We start from the raw sequence: 14,036 nt of genomic DNA, 5'->3' as shown, positions 1-14,036 counted from the left end.
CGGGGTCCGGTTTCATGGTCACGTGAACGCCGACCGGGGCCTGGTGCTGATCGCCGAGGACGAGCCCGCGATCGCCGACGTCGAGCGGCTCTACCTCACCCAGGCCGGGTACGGCGTGCACGTCGAGCGCGACGGCGGGCAGGCCCTCGCCCAGATCCGACGGCTGCGGCCGGCGGTCGTGATCCTCGACGTCGGCCTGCCCGGCCTCGACGGCATCGACATCTGCCGGCGGATGCGGGCCGAGGACGACTGGACCCCGGTGATCTTCGTGACCGCCCGCGACGACGAGATCGACCGCGTCCTGGGGCTCGAGCTCGGGGCGGACGACTACGTCACGAAGCCGTTCTCGCCGCGCGAGCTGGTCGCGCGGGTGGCCGGGATCCTGCGCCGTGCACGCGGCGAGGCGACGGCGTCGGCGATCGAGCTCGGTGCCCTGCGGCTCGACCCCGTGACCCGCCGGGTGCAGATGGCAGGCGACGACGTGCACCTGACGGCCACCGAGTTCGACCTGCTGGCCGCGCTGCTGCGCCGACCCGGGCAGGTGTTCAGCCGCGAGCAGCTGCTCTCCACCGTCTGGGGGACCGCGGACTACGGCGGCAGCCGGACCGTCGACGTGCACGTGGCCCAGCTCCGGTCGAAGCTCGGGCCGCACGCCCCGATCCGCACGCACCGGGGCGTCGGCTACTCGGCCGCGACCCCATGAGCCCCGTGGCAGCCACCGACCCGGGCGACGCCGCGCCGCCGGACGCGCGCTCGCTCGCGTCACGCATGGTGACCGCGGCCCTCGCCGGATCGCTCGTCGTCGCCCTGGTCGCCGTGCTGCTCGGCGTGCCGCTCGTCCGCGGTGTCGCACAGTCGCAGTCGCGCGACGAGCTGGTCCGGGCGGTCGACACCCTGGCCCGCACCCCGCGGCTCAGCGTCCAGCTGCTGAGCAAGGAGCGCACCACCGTGGGGCCGGACGACCGGCGCTACGGTCTGCTGACCGCGGAGGGCGGCGGCGCCGGGAGCGCGCTGGACTACCTCACCCCCGCCGACACCGCCGAGGTGCGGCGCACCGGCACGCTCTCGACGCGGCATCGGGTCGGCGGCCGCGAGTACCTGGTCGAGGCGCGCGCCGTCGAGCGCGGCACGCTCGCCGGCCGCGGCACGGTGGTCGTGGGAGTGCAGCCGACCAGCGGCGTGGGTGCCGCCACCGGCGCACTGCTCCGCCGGCTCGGCCTGGCCCTTCTGCTCGGCCTCCTCGCCGCCGGAGTCGTCACGCTGCTGTCGGCCCGGCGTACGACGGCGCGGGTGCGGGACGCCGCCGACCGCGCGCACCGGCTCGCGGCGGGCGAGCGCGGGCTGCCGGAGCCGCCGCCGGCCGCGGTGCGCGAGGTCGACGAGATGAGCCGGGCCCTGACCGCGCTCGACCGGGCCCTCGCCACGAGCGAGGCGCGGCAGCGGGAGTTCCTGCTGTCGATCTCGCACGAGCTGCGGACGCCCCTCACCGCGCTGCGCGGGTACGCCGAGGCGCTGCGCGACGGCGCCGTCGCGCCCGACCAGACCACGACCGTGGGCGAGACGCTGACCGCCGAGACCCGGCGACTCGACCAGTTCATCGCCGACCTCCTCGCGCTGGCCCGCCTGGAGGCCGACGACTTCCGGCTCCAGACGGTGACCGTCGACCCGGCCGAGCTGCTGACCAGCACCGCGGCGGCCTGGCAGGCCACCGCGGCGTCCGCGGGCGTGGTGCTCCGGGTCGAGCTGCCCGATCGACCGGCCCCGTTCCCGGGCGACCCGGTGCGGGTCCGGCAGCTGCTCGACGGCCTCGTGGAGAACGCGATGCGCGCGACGCCGTCGGGCGGCGAGGTGCAGCTGCGCGCCGTCCAGGACGCCGCCGGCACCGCGCTGTCGGTGGTGGACTCGGGTCCCGGGCTCGAGCCCGGCGACCACGAGCGCGCCTTCGAGCGCGGTTACCTCCGCGACCGGTACGCCGCCCAGCGTGCCGTCGGCACCGGCCTCGGGCTCTCGATCGCCCAGCGACTGTGCGAGCGGATGGGCGGGAGCCTGACCGCCTCAGCCGGCGACCCGACCGGGACGGTGATGACGGTCCGCTTCGACGCCGTCAGGGGGCCCGGGACCCTCGGGGCATAATCCTCGCCGTGATCGACACCCGCCGCGGGCGCTGGACCGCTCTGGCCTGTGCGCTGCTGTGCGCCGGGCTGTTCGTCGCGCTCGCCGTGCTGGTGGACCGCAAGTGGCGTCCCCTGCTCGACCTCGACCGGACGCTCGGGCGGCGGCCCTTCGCCTTCACCTCCGACCACCACTGGGTGCAGCGCACTGCCGAGGTCGTCGCCGCCGTGTTCCATCCGAACATCGTGCTCGCCGTCGGGGTGCTGGCGGGGGTGGCACTCGCGCTCAAGGGCTACCGCCGGGCCGGCGCCTGGGCCGTGATCGTGCTGGCCGTGTCGCGGGTGGCGTCCCCCGAGGTCAAGGACATCGTCCAGCGCCCCCGACCGCACTGGGCCCACCCGCTCAGCGACATCGGCGGGTTCGGCTTCCCCTCCGGACACGCGACCGCGATCGCGGCCGGCGCCTGGGTGGCGATCGTCCTCAGCGGGATGCTGATCCGTCGGAGAGGGCTGCGCCGTGCCGTCGGCGTCCTGGCCGTCCTCCTCGCGCTGGCCGTGGGAGCCGACCGGGTGCTGCTCGGGGTGCACTCGCCGTCGGACGTGGTGGCCGGCTTCCTCCTCAGCTCGGCCGTCGCGCTGCTCGCCCTCGTGGTCTACGACCCCCAGCCCCGGTCGATCGCCCTGGTGATGGATCCCCTGCCCGAGGCGATCCCGTCCTCGGAGCGACGGGTCGCAGCGATCCTCAACCCGGTCAAGGTCGACGACCCGGCGGGCTTCCGGGTGATGGTCGAGAAGATGGCGCTCGAGTCGGGCTGGCAGCAGGTCAGCTGGTGGGAGACGACCGTCGAGGACACCGGGTACCAGATGGCCCACGAGGCGGCCGTGTCCGGCGCCGACCTGGTGCTCGCGATCGGCGGCGACGGCACCATCCGCGCGGTGTGCGAGGAGCTGGCCGGGACCGGCATCCCGGTCGGGATCGTGCCCGCCGGCACCGGCAACCTGCTCGCCCGGAACCTCTCGATCCCGCTCTACCTGCGCGCCGCGGTCGACGTCGGCCTCAACGGCCAGGACCGGGCGATCGACATGGTCCGGGTGACCGGCGACGAGATGGAGGACGCCACCTTCCTGGTGATGGCGGGCATGGGCTTCGACGCCGCGATCATGGAAGGCGTCAACGAGACCTTCAAGCAGAAGGTGGGCTGGCTCGCGTACGTGTGGAGCGCGCTGAAGGCGCTGATGTTCCCGGCGATCCGGGTGGAGGTGTCGGTCGACGGCGGACCCTTCACCCGGCACCGGGCACGCACGCTGGTGATCGGCAACGTCGGCCACCTGCAGGCCGGCATGCCGCTGATCCCGGACGCCGCGATCGACGACGGCCAGCTCGACGTGGTGATGCTCTACCCCCGCCGCTTCCTCTCCTGGGTGCCGATCGCGGCGCGCGTGCTGACCCGCAACAAGCGGACCGACGAGACCATCACGAGGATGACCGGACGCGAGGTGATCGTCCGCACCCAGGCGCCCGCCCCGCGCCAGCTCGACGGCGACCTGATCGCCCCGGGCAAAGAGCTCCGCGCGGAGTGCATCCACGGCCGGCTGCTGGTCCGCGTGCCCCGCTGAGACCGTTGCCCGACCGGCTGCCGGCTGCCGTCGTACGCCGTCGGCTGGCACAATCCCCGGGATGAACGCGCTCACGCCGGTGGCGATCTGGCTCGGCAGCATCCCCTGGCTGCCGCGGTTCCTGCCGCAGATCACCGCGATCGACAAGTTCATCCAGCGGGTGACCAAGGGCACGTGGTCGCTGCTCCGGATCGCCGGGCTGCCGAGCATGATGCTGACCGTGCTCGGCCGGAAGTCGGGGATCGCCCGGTCCACGCCGATCCTGTGCGTGCCCTACCACCACGGGTACCTGATCGCCGGCTCCAACTTCGGCGGGAGGAAGGCTCCCGTCTGGGTGCTCAACGTGCGCGCCGCCCAGCGGGTCACCGTGACCGTCGACGGGCGCACCTTCGACGCCACCCCGCGCGAGCTGTCCGGCGACGAGCGCGCTGCCGCCTGGGAGCACATGCTCCGGACCTGGCCCAACTACGCCAGGTACGCCGAGCGCACCGACCGGGTGATCCCGGTCTTCCTGCTCACGAAGGTGGCCTGAGACCGCCACGTCGGGCTCAGCGTGGCGCTGCCCTCACGTCCGGCGGGCGTGGCCGACGGCTTCCTCCTCCTCCGGGGAGAGCGGCTGGTCGGACCGCCACGCGGTGATCGACTTCGCGTAGGCGCGCGCCTCGTTGCGGCCGTGGATGGAGGTCAGCACGGCGCCGTCGCCGTGGTCGTCGAGCAGGGCCAGCGACCAGGACAGGTGGCCGCCGCTGCTTCTGTCCAGTCCAGCACCGAAGGCGTCGTACCGGACCACCGCAAGGTGCTTGAGGGCCGTGGCCGCCTCACCGCGCAGGGCCGCGACCTCGTGCCGCAGGCCGAGCGCGTCCTGCGGGAGGTCGGCCACGTCGCCGCTCCCCGACCGCGCGGTCACCGTGCGCCAGGTGCCGAGCGCGACGACGAGCGCACCCAGGGCGACGAGGAGGGCGAGGACCGAGACCGCGGTGTTCATGCAGAGGAGCGTAGGCACGCGGGCGGGCCCGTCCGGCCCGACGCGCGGGCCCGGACGCGACGACGACCGAAGCCGCTCGCGCAGGGGGCAACAAAGGCGGAACAGAGCATTCCGTTCGCGGTGCTATCGTCGAAGGCATGGCTGCTGCGTCCGCCTCCGCTCCGGGAGTCTCGCCGCGCCTGCTCGGCGGACGTCAGGCCCAGGCGCGGCGCAACGACGCGATGATCCGCGCGGCCGCCCGCGACGTCTTCCTGAGCGACCCCCGGGCGCCGATCTCGTCCGTGGCCGACAAGGCCGGGGTCGGGATCAGCGCGCTCTACCGGCGCTACCCGAGCAAGGAGGAGCTGCTCCAGACCCTCTGCGCGGACGGTCTCCGGCGCCACGTGGAGCTGGCCGAGCACGCGCTCGCGCCGGGGCTCGACCCGTGGGAGGCGTTCGCCGGCTTCCTGACCGGCATGGTCGAGGCCGACGTGCACTCCCTGACCGTGCACCTGGCCGGCACGTTCACCCCGACCCCCGAGCTGCGCGAGCTGGCTGCCCAGGCCAACGTCCTCACCGAGCGGGTCGTGGAGCAGACGAAGGCTGCGAAGGCGGTCCGCCCGGACCTCGAGGTCAACGACCTGCCGATGTTGCTCGAGGAGCTGAGCGCGATCCGGGTCGACGACGTCGAGCGCACCACGGCCCTGCGGCGTCGCTACCTGGCCCTGCTGCTCGACGCCCTGCGCCCCGGCGCCACCTCCGCCCTCCCGGCGCCGGCGCCCGCCGACGCCGAGCTCGGCGAGCGCTGGGCCACCAGCTGAGCCGTGCCCGAGCCGGGCGCTCGGTTCAGTGCCAAGATGCTCGCGTGACTGCACGACGCATCGCCTACCAGGGTGAGCCCGGCTCGAACTCCCACATCGTCTGCAAGCAGCACTACGGCGACTGGGAGGCGGTCCCGTGCGCGTCCTTCGAGGACGTGTTCGCGGCGGTGGAGAACGGCGACGCCGAGCTGGCGATGATCCCGATCGACAACTCGATCGCCGGACGCGTCGCCGACATCCACCACTTCCTGCCGACCTCCGGGCTGCACATCATCGGCGAGCACTTCCTGCGCATCCAGTTCCACCTGATGGCCACCGAGGGCGCGACCCTCGAGACCATCCGGACCGTGCACAGCCACGTGCACGCGCTCGGCCAGTGCCGCCGGATCATCCGCGAGCACGACCTCGTTCCGGTGATCTCCGGCGACACCGCGGGCGCTGCTCGGGAGGTTGCCGAGGCCGCCGACCCCGCACAGGCGGCGATCGCGCCTCCGCTGGCCGCCGAGATCTACGGCCTGCAGATCCTGGCTCGCGACGTCGAGGACGAGGACGACAACACCACGCGCTTCGTGGTGCTCAGCCGCGACTTCGTGCAGGCCCCCCGCGACCGGGGCCCGGTGGTCACGAGCTTCATCTTCAACGTCCGCAACCTCCCGGCGGCGCTCTACAAGGCGCTCGGCGGCTTCGCGACGAACGGCGTGAACATGACCAAGCTGGAGAGCTACATGGTCGGCGGCCACTTCGCGGCCACCCAGTTCCTCGCCGAGGTCGACGGGCACCCGGAGGACACCGGTCTCAAGAACGCGCTGGAGGAACTGGCGTTCTTCACCACCGACGTGAAGATCCTCGGGGTCTACCCGGCGGATGCCTTCCGGGCGGACTAGTCGGAGGCCGAGCCCCACTCGTCGCCGCCCACACCGGGATGGGTGAGCACGGAGTAGCCGTGGTCGTCCGCCCATGTCCGGGCCGCCTTCTCGAGCCTGCGGTTCCCGCAGTTCAGGTAGTACTCGGCGAGCTCGAGGTCGCCGAACCGGTGCAGCGCGGCGACGAGGGAGTCCTCGGTCCCCTCCTGGCCGATGTCGACCAGCCCGAACGCGAGCGCGACGTGTCGACGCTCCTGGAGCAACGGCAGCAACGGCGTGACGTCGTCCTGGTAGAGAGCGGCGAGCGACGCCCCGGCCGCCCGGGAGCAGGCCGGATCGCTGCCGAGCACGCGCACCAACGTTGTCCTCGCGCGCTGGTCACCGAGGTTCCCCAGAGCGCCGACCGCGGCGATCCGGACCTTCCGGCCGGCCTTGTCCTCGGCGGGGGTCGCGCCGCGACGCAGGGCCACCTCCTCGATGGCCGGCACGACCTTCTTGTCACCGATCGTGCCCAGGGCGTGGAGCGCCTCGATCTCGACCTGCCGGTTCGGCGACTGCAGCAGCGGCACGAGCGCGGGGACCGTGCTGCGCTTGCCGATCTGCCCGAGCGCCTCGGTGGCACTCACCACCACACGCGGGTCGTCATCGGCGAGCAACGGCACCAACGCATCCGCGGCACCGGAGTCGAAGATCCCCGCGATCGCCTTCCGGGCGCAGGTCGCGACCTCGGCGTTCGGGTCGTGGGTGAGCTCGTGCAGCGGAGCGACGGCCCGCTTCCCCTCGAAGGCAAGGTCGTCCATCGCGGTGCACCGCTGGTGCACGGTCAGGCTGGCATCCTTCGTCCTCGCGATCGTGTCCTTCATCGACTGCCCGCAGGCACTCGTCAGGAGCAGCGAGAGGATCGCGGCGACCACGGCGGCGTGGCGAACGAACCTCTGAAAGGGGACATCACTCCTCCGACCCTTCGGCTCCGGATTCGTCCCGAGTCACCTCCAGTACACGCCGGCGGCGGTGCTGCGGGACAGGGTCGAAGGTCCAGGTGCCCTGACCACCGGCCGGCAGTGTTCCGGGTCGTCGCCGGCGCCAGTAGCCTCGCAGGGGTGAGCCAGCACCCCGACGCCGAGAGCCCCGGCGAGCGGACCGCCGACCTCGGCTTCGCGCGGGTCGACGTCGACCGGGCCCGGCGTACCGGGGACCCGGAGGTGGTGTACGGCGAGGGCAAGACCCCGACCCAGGTCGTCGAGATCCTCCGCACGCTGCACGCCCGCCACCCGGAGCGGGCCGTGCTGGCCACCCGGCTCTCGGCGGAGGCGCAGGCACGGATCGCCGCGGAGCTCCCCGCGGCCGCGATCGACGACGTCGCGCGCGCCGCGACCCTGGGGCCGCTCCCGGAGACCCGCGGGACCGTCGCGGTGATCGCGGCCGGCACCAGCGACGCGCCGGTCGCGGCCGAGGCGGCCCTGACCGTGCGGGTGCACGGGGCCGACGTACGCCGGATCGACGACGTGGGCGTCGCCGGGCTGCACCGCCTGCTCGAGGCGCGCGACCGGTTCGCCGACGCCGACTGCCTCATCGTGGTCGCCGGCATGGAGGGTGCGCTGCCCAGCGTGGTCGGCGGGCTGACCGGCGTGCCGCTGGTGGCGGTGCCGACCAGCGTCGGGTACGGCGCCTCGTTCGGCGGGATCGCCGCGCTCCTCGGCATGCTGAACTCCTGCGCCCCCGGTGTGGTCGTCGTGAACATCGACAACGGCTACGGGGCGGGCGTCTTCGCCGCGCGGGTCGCGCGCAACGCGAGGTCGCACCCGTGAGGCTCGCGGGCGCAGCCGGCACCGTCGCCTGGATCGACGCGTCCTCCGGAGCCAGCGGCGACATGCTCCTCGGCGCGCTGGTCGACGCCGGCGTGCCGCTCGAGGTGATCCGGGACGCGGTCGACGCGGTCACCCCGGAGCCGGTCGAGCTGCGCGCCGAGCCGGCGACCCGCAACGGCTTCGCCGCCACACGGTGCCTGGTCCGCGTCGCCGACTCGGCCACGGAGCGCTCCTGGGCCGACGTCCGGAGGCTGGTGGAGGACTCCTCGCTCGACCCAGCCGTGCTCGACGTGGCGCTGGAGGTCTTCGGCCGGATCGCCGAGGCGGAGGCGGCCGTGCACGGGGTCGCCGTCGACGACGTGCACTTCCACGAGGTCGGCGCTCTGGACTCGATCGCCGACGTCGTGGGCGTCGCGGCCGGGTTCGTGCACCTCGGCCTCGACTGGCTGGTCTGCTCCCCCGTCGCGCTCGGCGGCGGGACGGTGCGGATCGCGCACGGCGCGGTCGGCGTCCCGGCCCCCGCCGTGGTCGAGCTGCTCCGCGGGCTGCCGTCGTACGGCGGTCCGGTCGACCTCGAGCTCACCACGCCCACCGGGGCGGCGCTCCTGGCCGTGCTCGCCGACGAGTTCGGCCCGCAGCCGCCGATGGCGGTCGACACCGTCGGCGTCGGCGCGGGCGGCCGCGACCCCGCCGGGCACGCCAACGTGGTGCGGCTGGTCGTCGGGGAAGCGGTCGACACCGATGCGAACCCCGCTGCAGAGCAGCGGACCGAGGAGGCGCTCGTCATCGAGGCGAACGTCGACGACCTCGACCCCCGGCTGTGGCCGGACGTGATCGCGGCCCTCCTCGACGCCGGCGCCTCGGACGCCTGGCTCACCCCGATCCTGATGAAGAAGGGCCGGCCCGCGCACACCCTTCACGTGCTCGTCGCCGCCGACGCCGACGCCGCCGACGCCGTGCGGCGCGAGGTGTTCCGGCAGACCTCCACCATCGGCGTGCGCGAGCAGACCTTCGCGAAGGTCGCCCTCGACCGGGAGTTCGTCGCGGTCGAGGTCGACGGCCATCGCGTCGCGGTCAAGCTCGCCCGGCTCGACGGCGAGCTGATGAACGTCCAGCCCGAGTACGCCGACGTACGGGCTGCCGCGCGCGCCACCGGGCGACCGGTCAAGGACGTGCTCGCCGAGGCGGCCGCCCACGCCCGCGAGGCCACCTCGTAGGTTTGGTCCGGTGAGCCCCAGCGTCGTCGCCCTGACCTTCGCGGCCATCTTCGTCGTCGAGCTCCCCGACAAGACCTTCATCGCGGCCCTGGTGCTCTCCACCCGTTACCGCGGCGTCCTGGTGTGGGCAGGCGTCAGCCTGGCCTTCCTGGTCCAGACCCTGCTGGCCGTCACGGTCGGCAAGGCGGTCACGTTCCTGCCCACCGACGTGGTCCACGCCGTCGCCGCGGCGATCTTCCTGGTCGGCGCCTTCCTGCTCGCCCGCGAGGCACCGCGAGCCGATGCCGACGAGGAGGAGGCGGAGGAGGAGTTCGCGGCCAAGGCGAAGGAACCCAAGACCGGATGGGCCGCCGTGCTGGCGTCCTTCCTCGTCCTGTTCGCCGCCGAGTGGGGCGACCTCTCGCAGCTGCTGACGATCAGCCTCGTCGGCAAGTACGACGAGCCGGTCGCCGTGTTCCTCGGCGCCTGGGGAGCGCTCGTGACCGTCTCCGGAGTCGCGGTGCTCGCCGGGCGCTACCTGCTCCGCCACGTGCGGTTGTCGGTGATCCACTACATCGGGGCAGCCGTGTGCCTCATGCTGGCCGCGATCACGGTGTACGACCTCCTCCGCGGCTGACCCAACCCGATGCCGGTCTCGCGGCGTCACACGGGTCAGAAAGGGGGAGCCATGGCGCTTCGTTCTCCGGCCCGCACCGACCTCCCGCCGCCCTCGTACGAGGAGTACGTCGGTGCCCGCTGGACCGCGCTCTACCGGACGGCGTACCTGCTCACCGGGAACCACGCGGACGCCGAGGACCTCGCCCAGGCGACCCTGGTCAAGGCGTACCTCGCCTGGCCGAAGGTCGCGGCCGCGTCGTCCCCCGACGCCTACGTCCGCCGGATCCTCACCAACGCCTTCGTCAGCTCCCGCCGCCCGCTCCGCGTCTCGCGGGAGCGGCTGGTCGACCAGGCTCCCGAGGTCGACGTGCCCGCCGGCCACGACGACGACCGGCTGGTGCTCTGGCCGCACGTCGCCGCCCTCCCCCCGAGGCAGCGGGCCGTGATCGTGCTCCGCTACTACGAGGACCTCACCGAGCAGCAGATCGCCGATGCGCTCGGCTGCTCGCCCGGCACGGTGAAGTCGACCGCCAGCGACGCGCTGCGTGCGCTGCGCGGCCGGATCGCGCAGACGGAAGGAGAGCGGTCGTGAACCTCGAGCAGACCCTCACCGACGAGCTGGCCTCCGTGGCCACGGGCATCGACGTGCCTCCGCCCCCGGCCGTGGCGGCGGTCGTCCAGCAGGCCGAGCAGAGTCGCACCCGGTCACGCGTGCGCTGGACGGCGACCACGCTCCTCGCGGCCGCCGCGGTGGTGGCTGCGGTCGTCGTCGGCAACCAGATCGGCCGGCCGAATGCAGCACCCTCGCCCACCGGGCCGACCTCGACCGCGACCATGGGGACGTTTCCGCTCGGGTCGCCCTTGCGGACCTACGTCGACCCGGCGAAGGGCACGCTCTACATCGACGGGACGCCGCAGCCGGGTGCGTGGAGCGATGCCGTCACCTTGGGTGGCCTGACCCTCGGATACGGGCGCACCACGTCCACCGACGGCGCCACCGACATCGGAGTCTTCCGAGGGACCGAGCGCATCGGCGTGCTCCACGACGTGGCGGGACCCGTCGTGAAGGTGTCACCGAACGCCCGGACCATCGCCTGGGTCGAGGACCACCACACGACCGGCGTCATCGTCGTCGCCGACGTGACGCGTTCAGCCGTCCACGAGCTCGGTCGGCTGTCCGCCGCCACCCTCGTCGCCAAGCCGGACGACGAGTCCGGCGAACAGCTGATCACGGTGGGCGACGACGGCACGGTGACCTACGGAGGGGTCACGAGCGGGCATGCCTGGCGTCCCGGCGGCGCTCCTCGCGCGACCGACATCTCCTCGCTCATGTACGGCCCGACGGGCTTCCCGAGTCGGGCCGAGGAGGTCCGGCTCGACCCGACAGGGTCCTGGGGCGCGTGGCTGACCGACGCTCGCGACCCAGCCGCCGGAGGTGGCTTCGCCTCGTGGGGTGCGGTCACGTTCCAGCAACCCGGTCGCCCGGCGACGAAGGCCACGCTCCGGATGCCGGCCGGATTCAGCGACGTCCGCGATCTCTACTGGGAATCCGACACCGACGTGGTCCTCGACATCTCGAGCGGCGACACCTCCACGGAGCTGATCACCGGGCACGTGCGGTGCAGCGTGCTCACCCGTCGCTGCGAGTCCGCACCGACGCCGGGAAGCCCGTGAGCCTCTAGGCTCCCTCCATGCCACTGGGAGCGAGCAGCGAGGTCGGCCGGCTGCGCACGGTGATGCTGCACCGGCCGGGTCCTGAGCTGAAGCGGCTGACGCCGCGCAACAACGACAAGCTGCTGTTCGACGGGATCCCCTGGGTCAGCCGGGCGCAGGACGAGCACGACGCGTTCGCCCAGGCCCTGCGGGACCGCGACGTCGAGGTGCTCTACCTCGTCGACCTGCTGGTCGAGACCCTGGCGACCGAGGAGACGCGCACCCGGGCGATCGACGACGTGCTGGAGTCCCGACACCTCGGCGACACCCTGCGCGACTACCTGCGCGCCGCGCTCGCCGACCACTCGCCCGAGGCTCTCGCGCTCGTCCTGACCGCCGGCCTGCGCAACGACGAGGTCCGGGGCGGGTTCGGCCTGGTCACCTCCTTGCTGGCTCCCGACGACTTCCTCGTCGACCCGCTGCCGAACCTCCTCTTCACCCGCGACTCCAGCGTCTGGATCCGCGACCGGGTCGCGATCACGTCCCTCGCGATGCCCGCCCGCGTGCGGGAGACCCAGTTGACCGAGCTGATCTACACCGCGCACCCCCGCTTCGCGGGCACGCCCACGATCCACGGCGCGCACCACGAGCACGTCGAGGGCGGCGACGTGCTGCTGCTCTCCCCCGGCGTCGTCGCCGTCGGCGTCGGCGAGCGTACGACGCCCGCAGGGGTCGAACGCTTCGCCCGGCACCTCTTCGCCGACGACCTCGCCCACACGGTGCTGGCCGTCCCGATCGCCCAGGAACGGGCGACCATGCACCTCGACACGGTCTGCACGATGGTCGACGTCGACAAGATCGTGATGTACCCCAACGTCGCCGACCGGCTCCAGGCCTGGACCGTCACGGAGCCGGAGCCCGGCGTCCTCGACGTCGCCTCGGCCGAGCCGTTCCTGGTGGCCGCGGCCAAGGCGATGGAGATCGACACCCTCCACCAGATCGACACGGGTCTCGACCCGGTCACCGCCGAGCGCGAGCAGTGGGACGACGGCAACAACACGCTCGCCCTGGCGCCGCGCCTCGCGGTCGCCTACGAGCGCAACGTGGAGACCAACGCCCGCCTGGCCGAGGCGGGCATCGAGGTGGTCGCGATCGCCGGATCCGAGCTCGGCTCCGGCCGCGGCGGCCCGCGCTGCATGAGCTGTCCGATCAGCCGCGACGGCTAGCCCGGCGCGGCCCCGCACACCCCCGGACACACCCTCCGGGCACACCTCCGGGCAGACCTCCGGGAAAGGCAAAGCCCGGTCGGTGTTGACGGGGGATGCAACGCCGACCGGGCGAGTTGAACCATACGACACGGGGTGCAACCCGGACAAGCCGCACCCCGGGAAGATTCCGTTCCGATGGCTACCGGATCGTCAGCTGGCGGCTGGTCAGCCCCGAGCGGGCGGCTCGCTCCGCGGCGTGCAGCGGCCGGGCGTCGGCGAGCGTCTCGGCGAGCCGGCGGTCGAACTCCGCGACCGCTCCGGCGAGCGGCTCGGGCCCGGTGCCCGGAGGGACGTCCCAGACCGGCACGAGCACCCCGTGGGCGCGGAACATCCCGATCAGGCGCGCGCCCTCTACGAGGTGGTCCTCCCGGGCGGCGTGCAGCCTCGCCAGCGCGTCCAGCAGCGGGTCCTCCGCCTCCGGGCGCACCCAGCGGAGGAACTCCCGGTCGCCCAGCGAGGTCCAGTACGCCGCCTCGACACCCTCGAGCCGGGCCGTCGGCGCCGCCGTGGCGTTGGCCTGCTCGAGCGCGGCCTCGATGCTGCCGTCGGGGTCGTCGACGCCCGCGGCCCAGAACCCGAATCCCTCGTGCACGGTCACCTCGAGGTCACCCACGACGAGGTCCTGCAGCCGGGGACCCTCGCCCGGGTCGGACGGCAGGCCGACCATGCTGCCCGGCTCGGCGTCGAGCGCCGCCTCCAGCACGGCGCCGAGGTCGCGGCTGGGGTCGCCGTACGCGTGCTGCACCTGGAGCCCGAGCCAGATCGCGCCGTCCTCGCGGACCAGCCCCGGGGGCCGCGCCGGGGAGCAGCGTGCAGAGCACGACCTCGCGGTCCGACCCCGCCAACCGCACGGGCGCGGTCGCCGCCGGGACGAACTCGCGCATCGCGATCACGTCGCACTCGGCGGGAAGGCCGGAGAACGGCCGTGCGGACCAGACGATCGGAGCACCGCCGGGACTGCCGTGGCAGGCCTTGTACCGGCGACCCGAGCCGCACGGGCAGGGCTCGCGGGGCCCGACCTCCCCCTCGGCGCGGGGAGTGGCCTCGGCGGCGCGTGCCTTGACGCGTGACTTCTTGCCCATGGCCGAAGGCTAGAGGAGCCCCGGGCTGGCGCGAC

At 73.5% G+C, this 14,036-nt stretch carries 15 protein-coding genes and 1 pseudogene; 12 read left to right on the top strand and 4 right to left on the bottom strand.

Translation table 11 applies throughout. From position 1 onward, the window contains the following. The first annotated feature begins 22 nt into the window (after positions 1 to 22). The 4 genes from EFL26_RS19220 (at position 23) to EFL26_RS19205 (ending at position 4,260) form a co-directional block, all read left to right on the top strand. Entirely contained in the window at positions 23 to 703 is a 681-nt protein-coding gene (locus EFL26_RS19220) for a response regulator transcription factor (RefSeq protein WP_123224485.1), read from the top strand. Between the two features lie 5 nt (positions 704 to 708). Then, positions 709 to 2,133, top strand: coding sequence for a sensor histidine kinase (locus tag EFL26_RS19215; RefSeq protein ID WP_183408265.1), 1,425 nt, complete (start codon positions 709 to 711; stop codon positions 2,131 to 2,133). An 8-nt stretch (positions 2,134 to 2,141) separates the two neighbouring features. Next, the gene (locus EFL26_RS19210) at positions 2,142 to 3,728 is read left to right on the top strand and encodes a bifunctional phosphatase PAP2/diacylglycerol kinase family protein (RefSeq protein WP_246000276.1); all 1,587 of its coding nucleotides are present in this window, start codon (positions 2,142 to 2,144) and stop codon (positions 3,726 to 3,728) included. A 61-nt stretch (positions 3,729 to 3,789) separates the two neighbouring features. Further along, the gene (locus EFL26_RS19205; RefSeq protein ID WP_123224483.1) at positions 3,790 to 4,260 is read left to right on the top strand and encodes a nitroreductase family deazaflavin-dependent oxidoreductase; all 471 of its coding nucleotides are present in this window, start codon (positions 3,790 to 3,792) and stop codon (positions 4,258 to 4,260) included. A gap of 33 nt (positions 4,261 to 4,293) precedes the next feature. On the opposite strand, the gene EFL26_RS19200 is transcribed toward EFL26_RS19205, so the two are convergent. Further along, positions 4,294 to 4,713: a DUF4446 family protein gene (locus EFL26_RS19200; RefSeq protein WP_123224482.1), complete on the bottom strand. Its 420-nt coding sequence runs from the start codon at positions 4,711 to 4,713 to the stop codon at positions 4,294 to 4,296. Between the two features lie 137 nt (positions 4,714 to 4,850). On the opposite strand from EFL26_RS19200, the gene EFL26_RS19195 reads away from it, so the two are divergent. Together EFL26_RS19195 and EFL26_RS19190 are read left to right on the top strand one after the other, a co-directional pair. Continuing rightward, positions 4,851 to 5,513 (top strand): TetR/AcrR family transcriptional regulator, encoded by a 663-nt coding sequence (locus EFL26_RS19195; protein WP_123224481.1) that lies wholly within the window; start codon positions 4,851 to 4,853, stop codon positions 5,511 to 5,513. A gap of 44 nt (positions 5,514 to 5,557) precedes the next feature. Next, positions 5,558 to 6,397 (top strand): prephenate dehydratase, encoded by an 840-nt coding sequence (locus EFL26_RS19190; RefSeq protein WP_123224480.1) that lies wholly within the window; start codon positions 5,558 to 5,560, stop codon positions 6,395 to 6,397. Here the strand turns inward: EFL26_RS19190 and EFL26_RS19185 are convergent. Then, positions 6,394 to 7,290: a HEAT repeat domain-containing protein gene (locus tag EFL26_RS19185; protein ID WP_123224479.1), complete on the bottom strand. Its 897-nt coding sequence runs from the start codon at positions 7,288 to 7,290 to the stop codon at positions 6,394 to 6,396. The two genes, EFL26_RS19190 and EFL26_RS19185, sit on opposite strands and share 4 nt — an antisense overlap. Before the next feature lie 186 nt (positions 7,291 to 7,476). On the opposite strand from EFL26_RS19185, the gene larB reads away from it, so the two are divergent. The 6 genes from larB to EFL26_RS19155 are packed head-to-tail and all read left to right on the top strand — an operon-like array spanning position 7,477 to position 12,877. Next, positions 7,477 to 8,184 (top strand): nickel pincer cofactor biosynthesis protein LarB, encoded by a 708-nt coding sequence (gene larB, locus EFL26_RS19180; protein ID WP_123224596.1) that lies wholly within the window; start codon positions 7,477 to 7,479, stop codon positions 8,182 to 8,184. Beyond that, positions 8,181 to 9,401, top strand: a complete 1,221-nt coding sequence (larC, locus tag EFL26_RS19175; protein ID WP_246000275.1) for a nickel pincer cofactor biosynthesis protein LarC — start codon at positions 8,181 to 8,183, stop codon at positions 9,399 to 9,401. The genes larB and larC overlap by 4 nt, the downstream gene beginning before the upstream one ends. Positions 9,402 to 9,411: 10 nt before the next feature. Then, the gene (locus tag EFL26_RS19170) at positions 9,412 to 10,017 is read left to right on the top strand and encodes a TMEM165/GDT1 family protein (RefSeq protein WP_123224478.1); all 606 of its coding nucleotides are present in this window, start codon (positions 9,412 to 9,414) and stop codon (positions 10,015 to 10,017) included. Between the two features lie 51 nt (positions 10,018 to 10,068). Further along, entirely contained in the window at positions 10,069 to 10,590 is a 522-nt protein-coding gene (locus EFL26_RS19165) for a SigE family RNA polymerase sigma factor (RefSeq protein WP_123224477.1), read from the top strand. After that, positions 10,587 to 11,672 (top strand): hypothetical protein, encoded by a 1,086-nt coding sequence (locus EFL26_RS19160; protein WP_123224476.1) that lies wholly within the window; start codon positions 10,587 to 10,589, stop codon positions 11,670 to 11,672. The genes EFL26_RS19165 and EFL26_RS19160 overlap by 4 nt, the downstream gene beginning before the upstream one ends. A gap of 17 nt (positions 11,673 to 11,689) precedes the next feature. Further along, positions 11,690 to 12,877 (top strand): arginine deiminase, encoded by a 1,188-nt coding sequence (locus tag EFL26_RS19155; protein WP_123224475.1) that lies wholly within the window; start codon positions 11,690 to 11,692, stop codon positions 12,875 to 12,877. Between the two features lie 181 nt (positions 12,878 to 13,058). Here the strand turns inward: EFL26_RS19155 and EFL26_RS24935 are convergent, their stop codons facing one another. Together EFL26_RS24935 and EFL26_RS24930 are read right to left on the bottom strand one after the other, a co-directional pair. Continuing rightward, the gene (locus EFL26_RS24935; protein WP_281273816.1) at positions 13,059 to 13,664 is read right to left on the bottom strand and encodes a DUF5926 family protein; all 606 of its coding nucleotides are present in this window, start codon (positions 13,662 to 13,664) and stop codon (positions 13,059 to 13,061) included. A 115-nt stretch (positions 13,665 to 13,779) separates the two neighbouring features. Beyond that, positions 13,780 to 14,001: pseudogene (locus tag EFL26_RS24930) on the bottom strand (DUF5926 family protein); the annotation flags it as partial. Positions 14,002 to 14,036: the final 35 nt, after the last annotated feature.

The organism is Nocardioides pocheonensis (assembly GCF_003725535.1).
GTDB lineage: Bacteria > Actinomycetota > Actinomycetes > Propionibacteriales > Nocardioidaceae > Marmoricola > Marmoricola pocheonensis.
The sequence above is the reverse complement of the archived record's forward strand: the minus strand, read 5'-3'. Positions and strand labels throughout refer to the sequence as shown.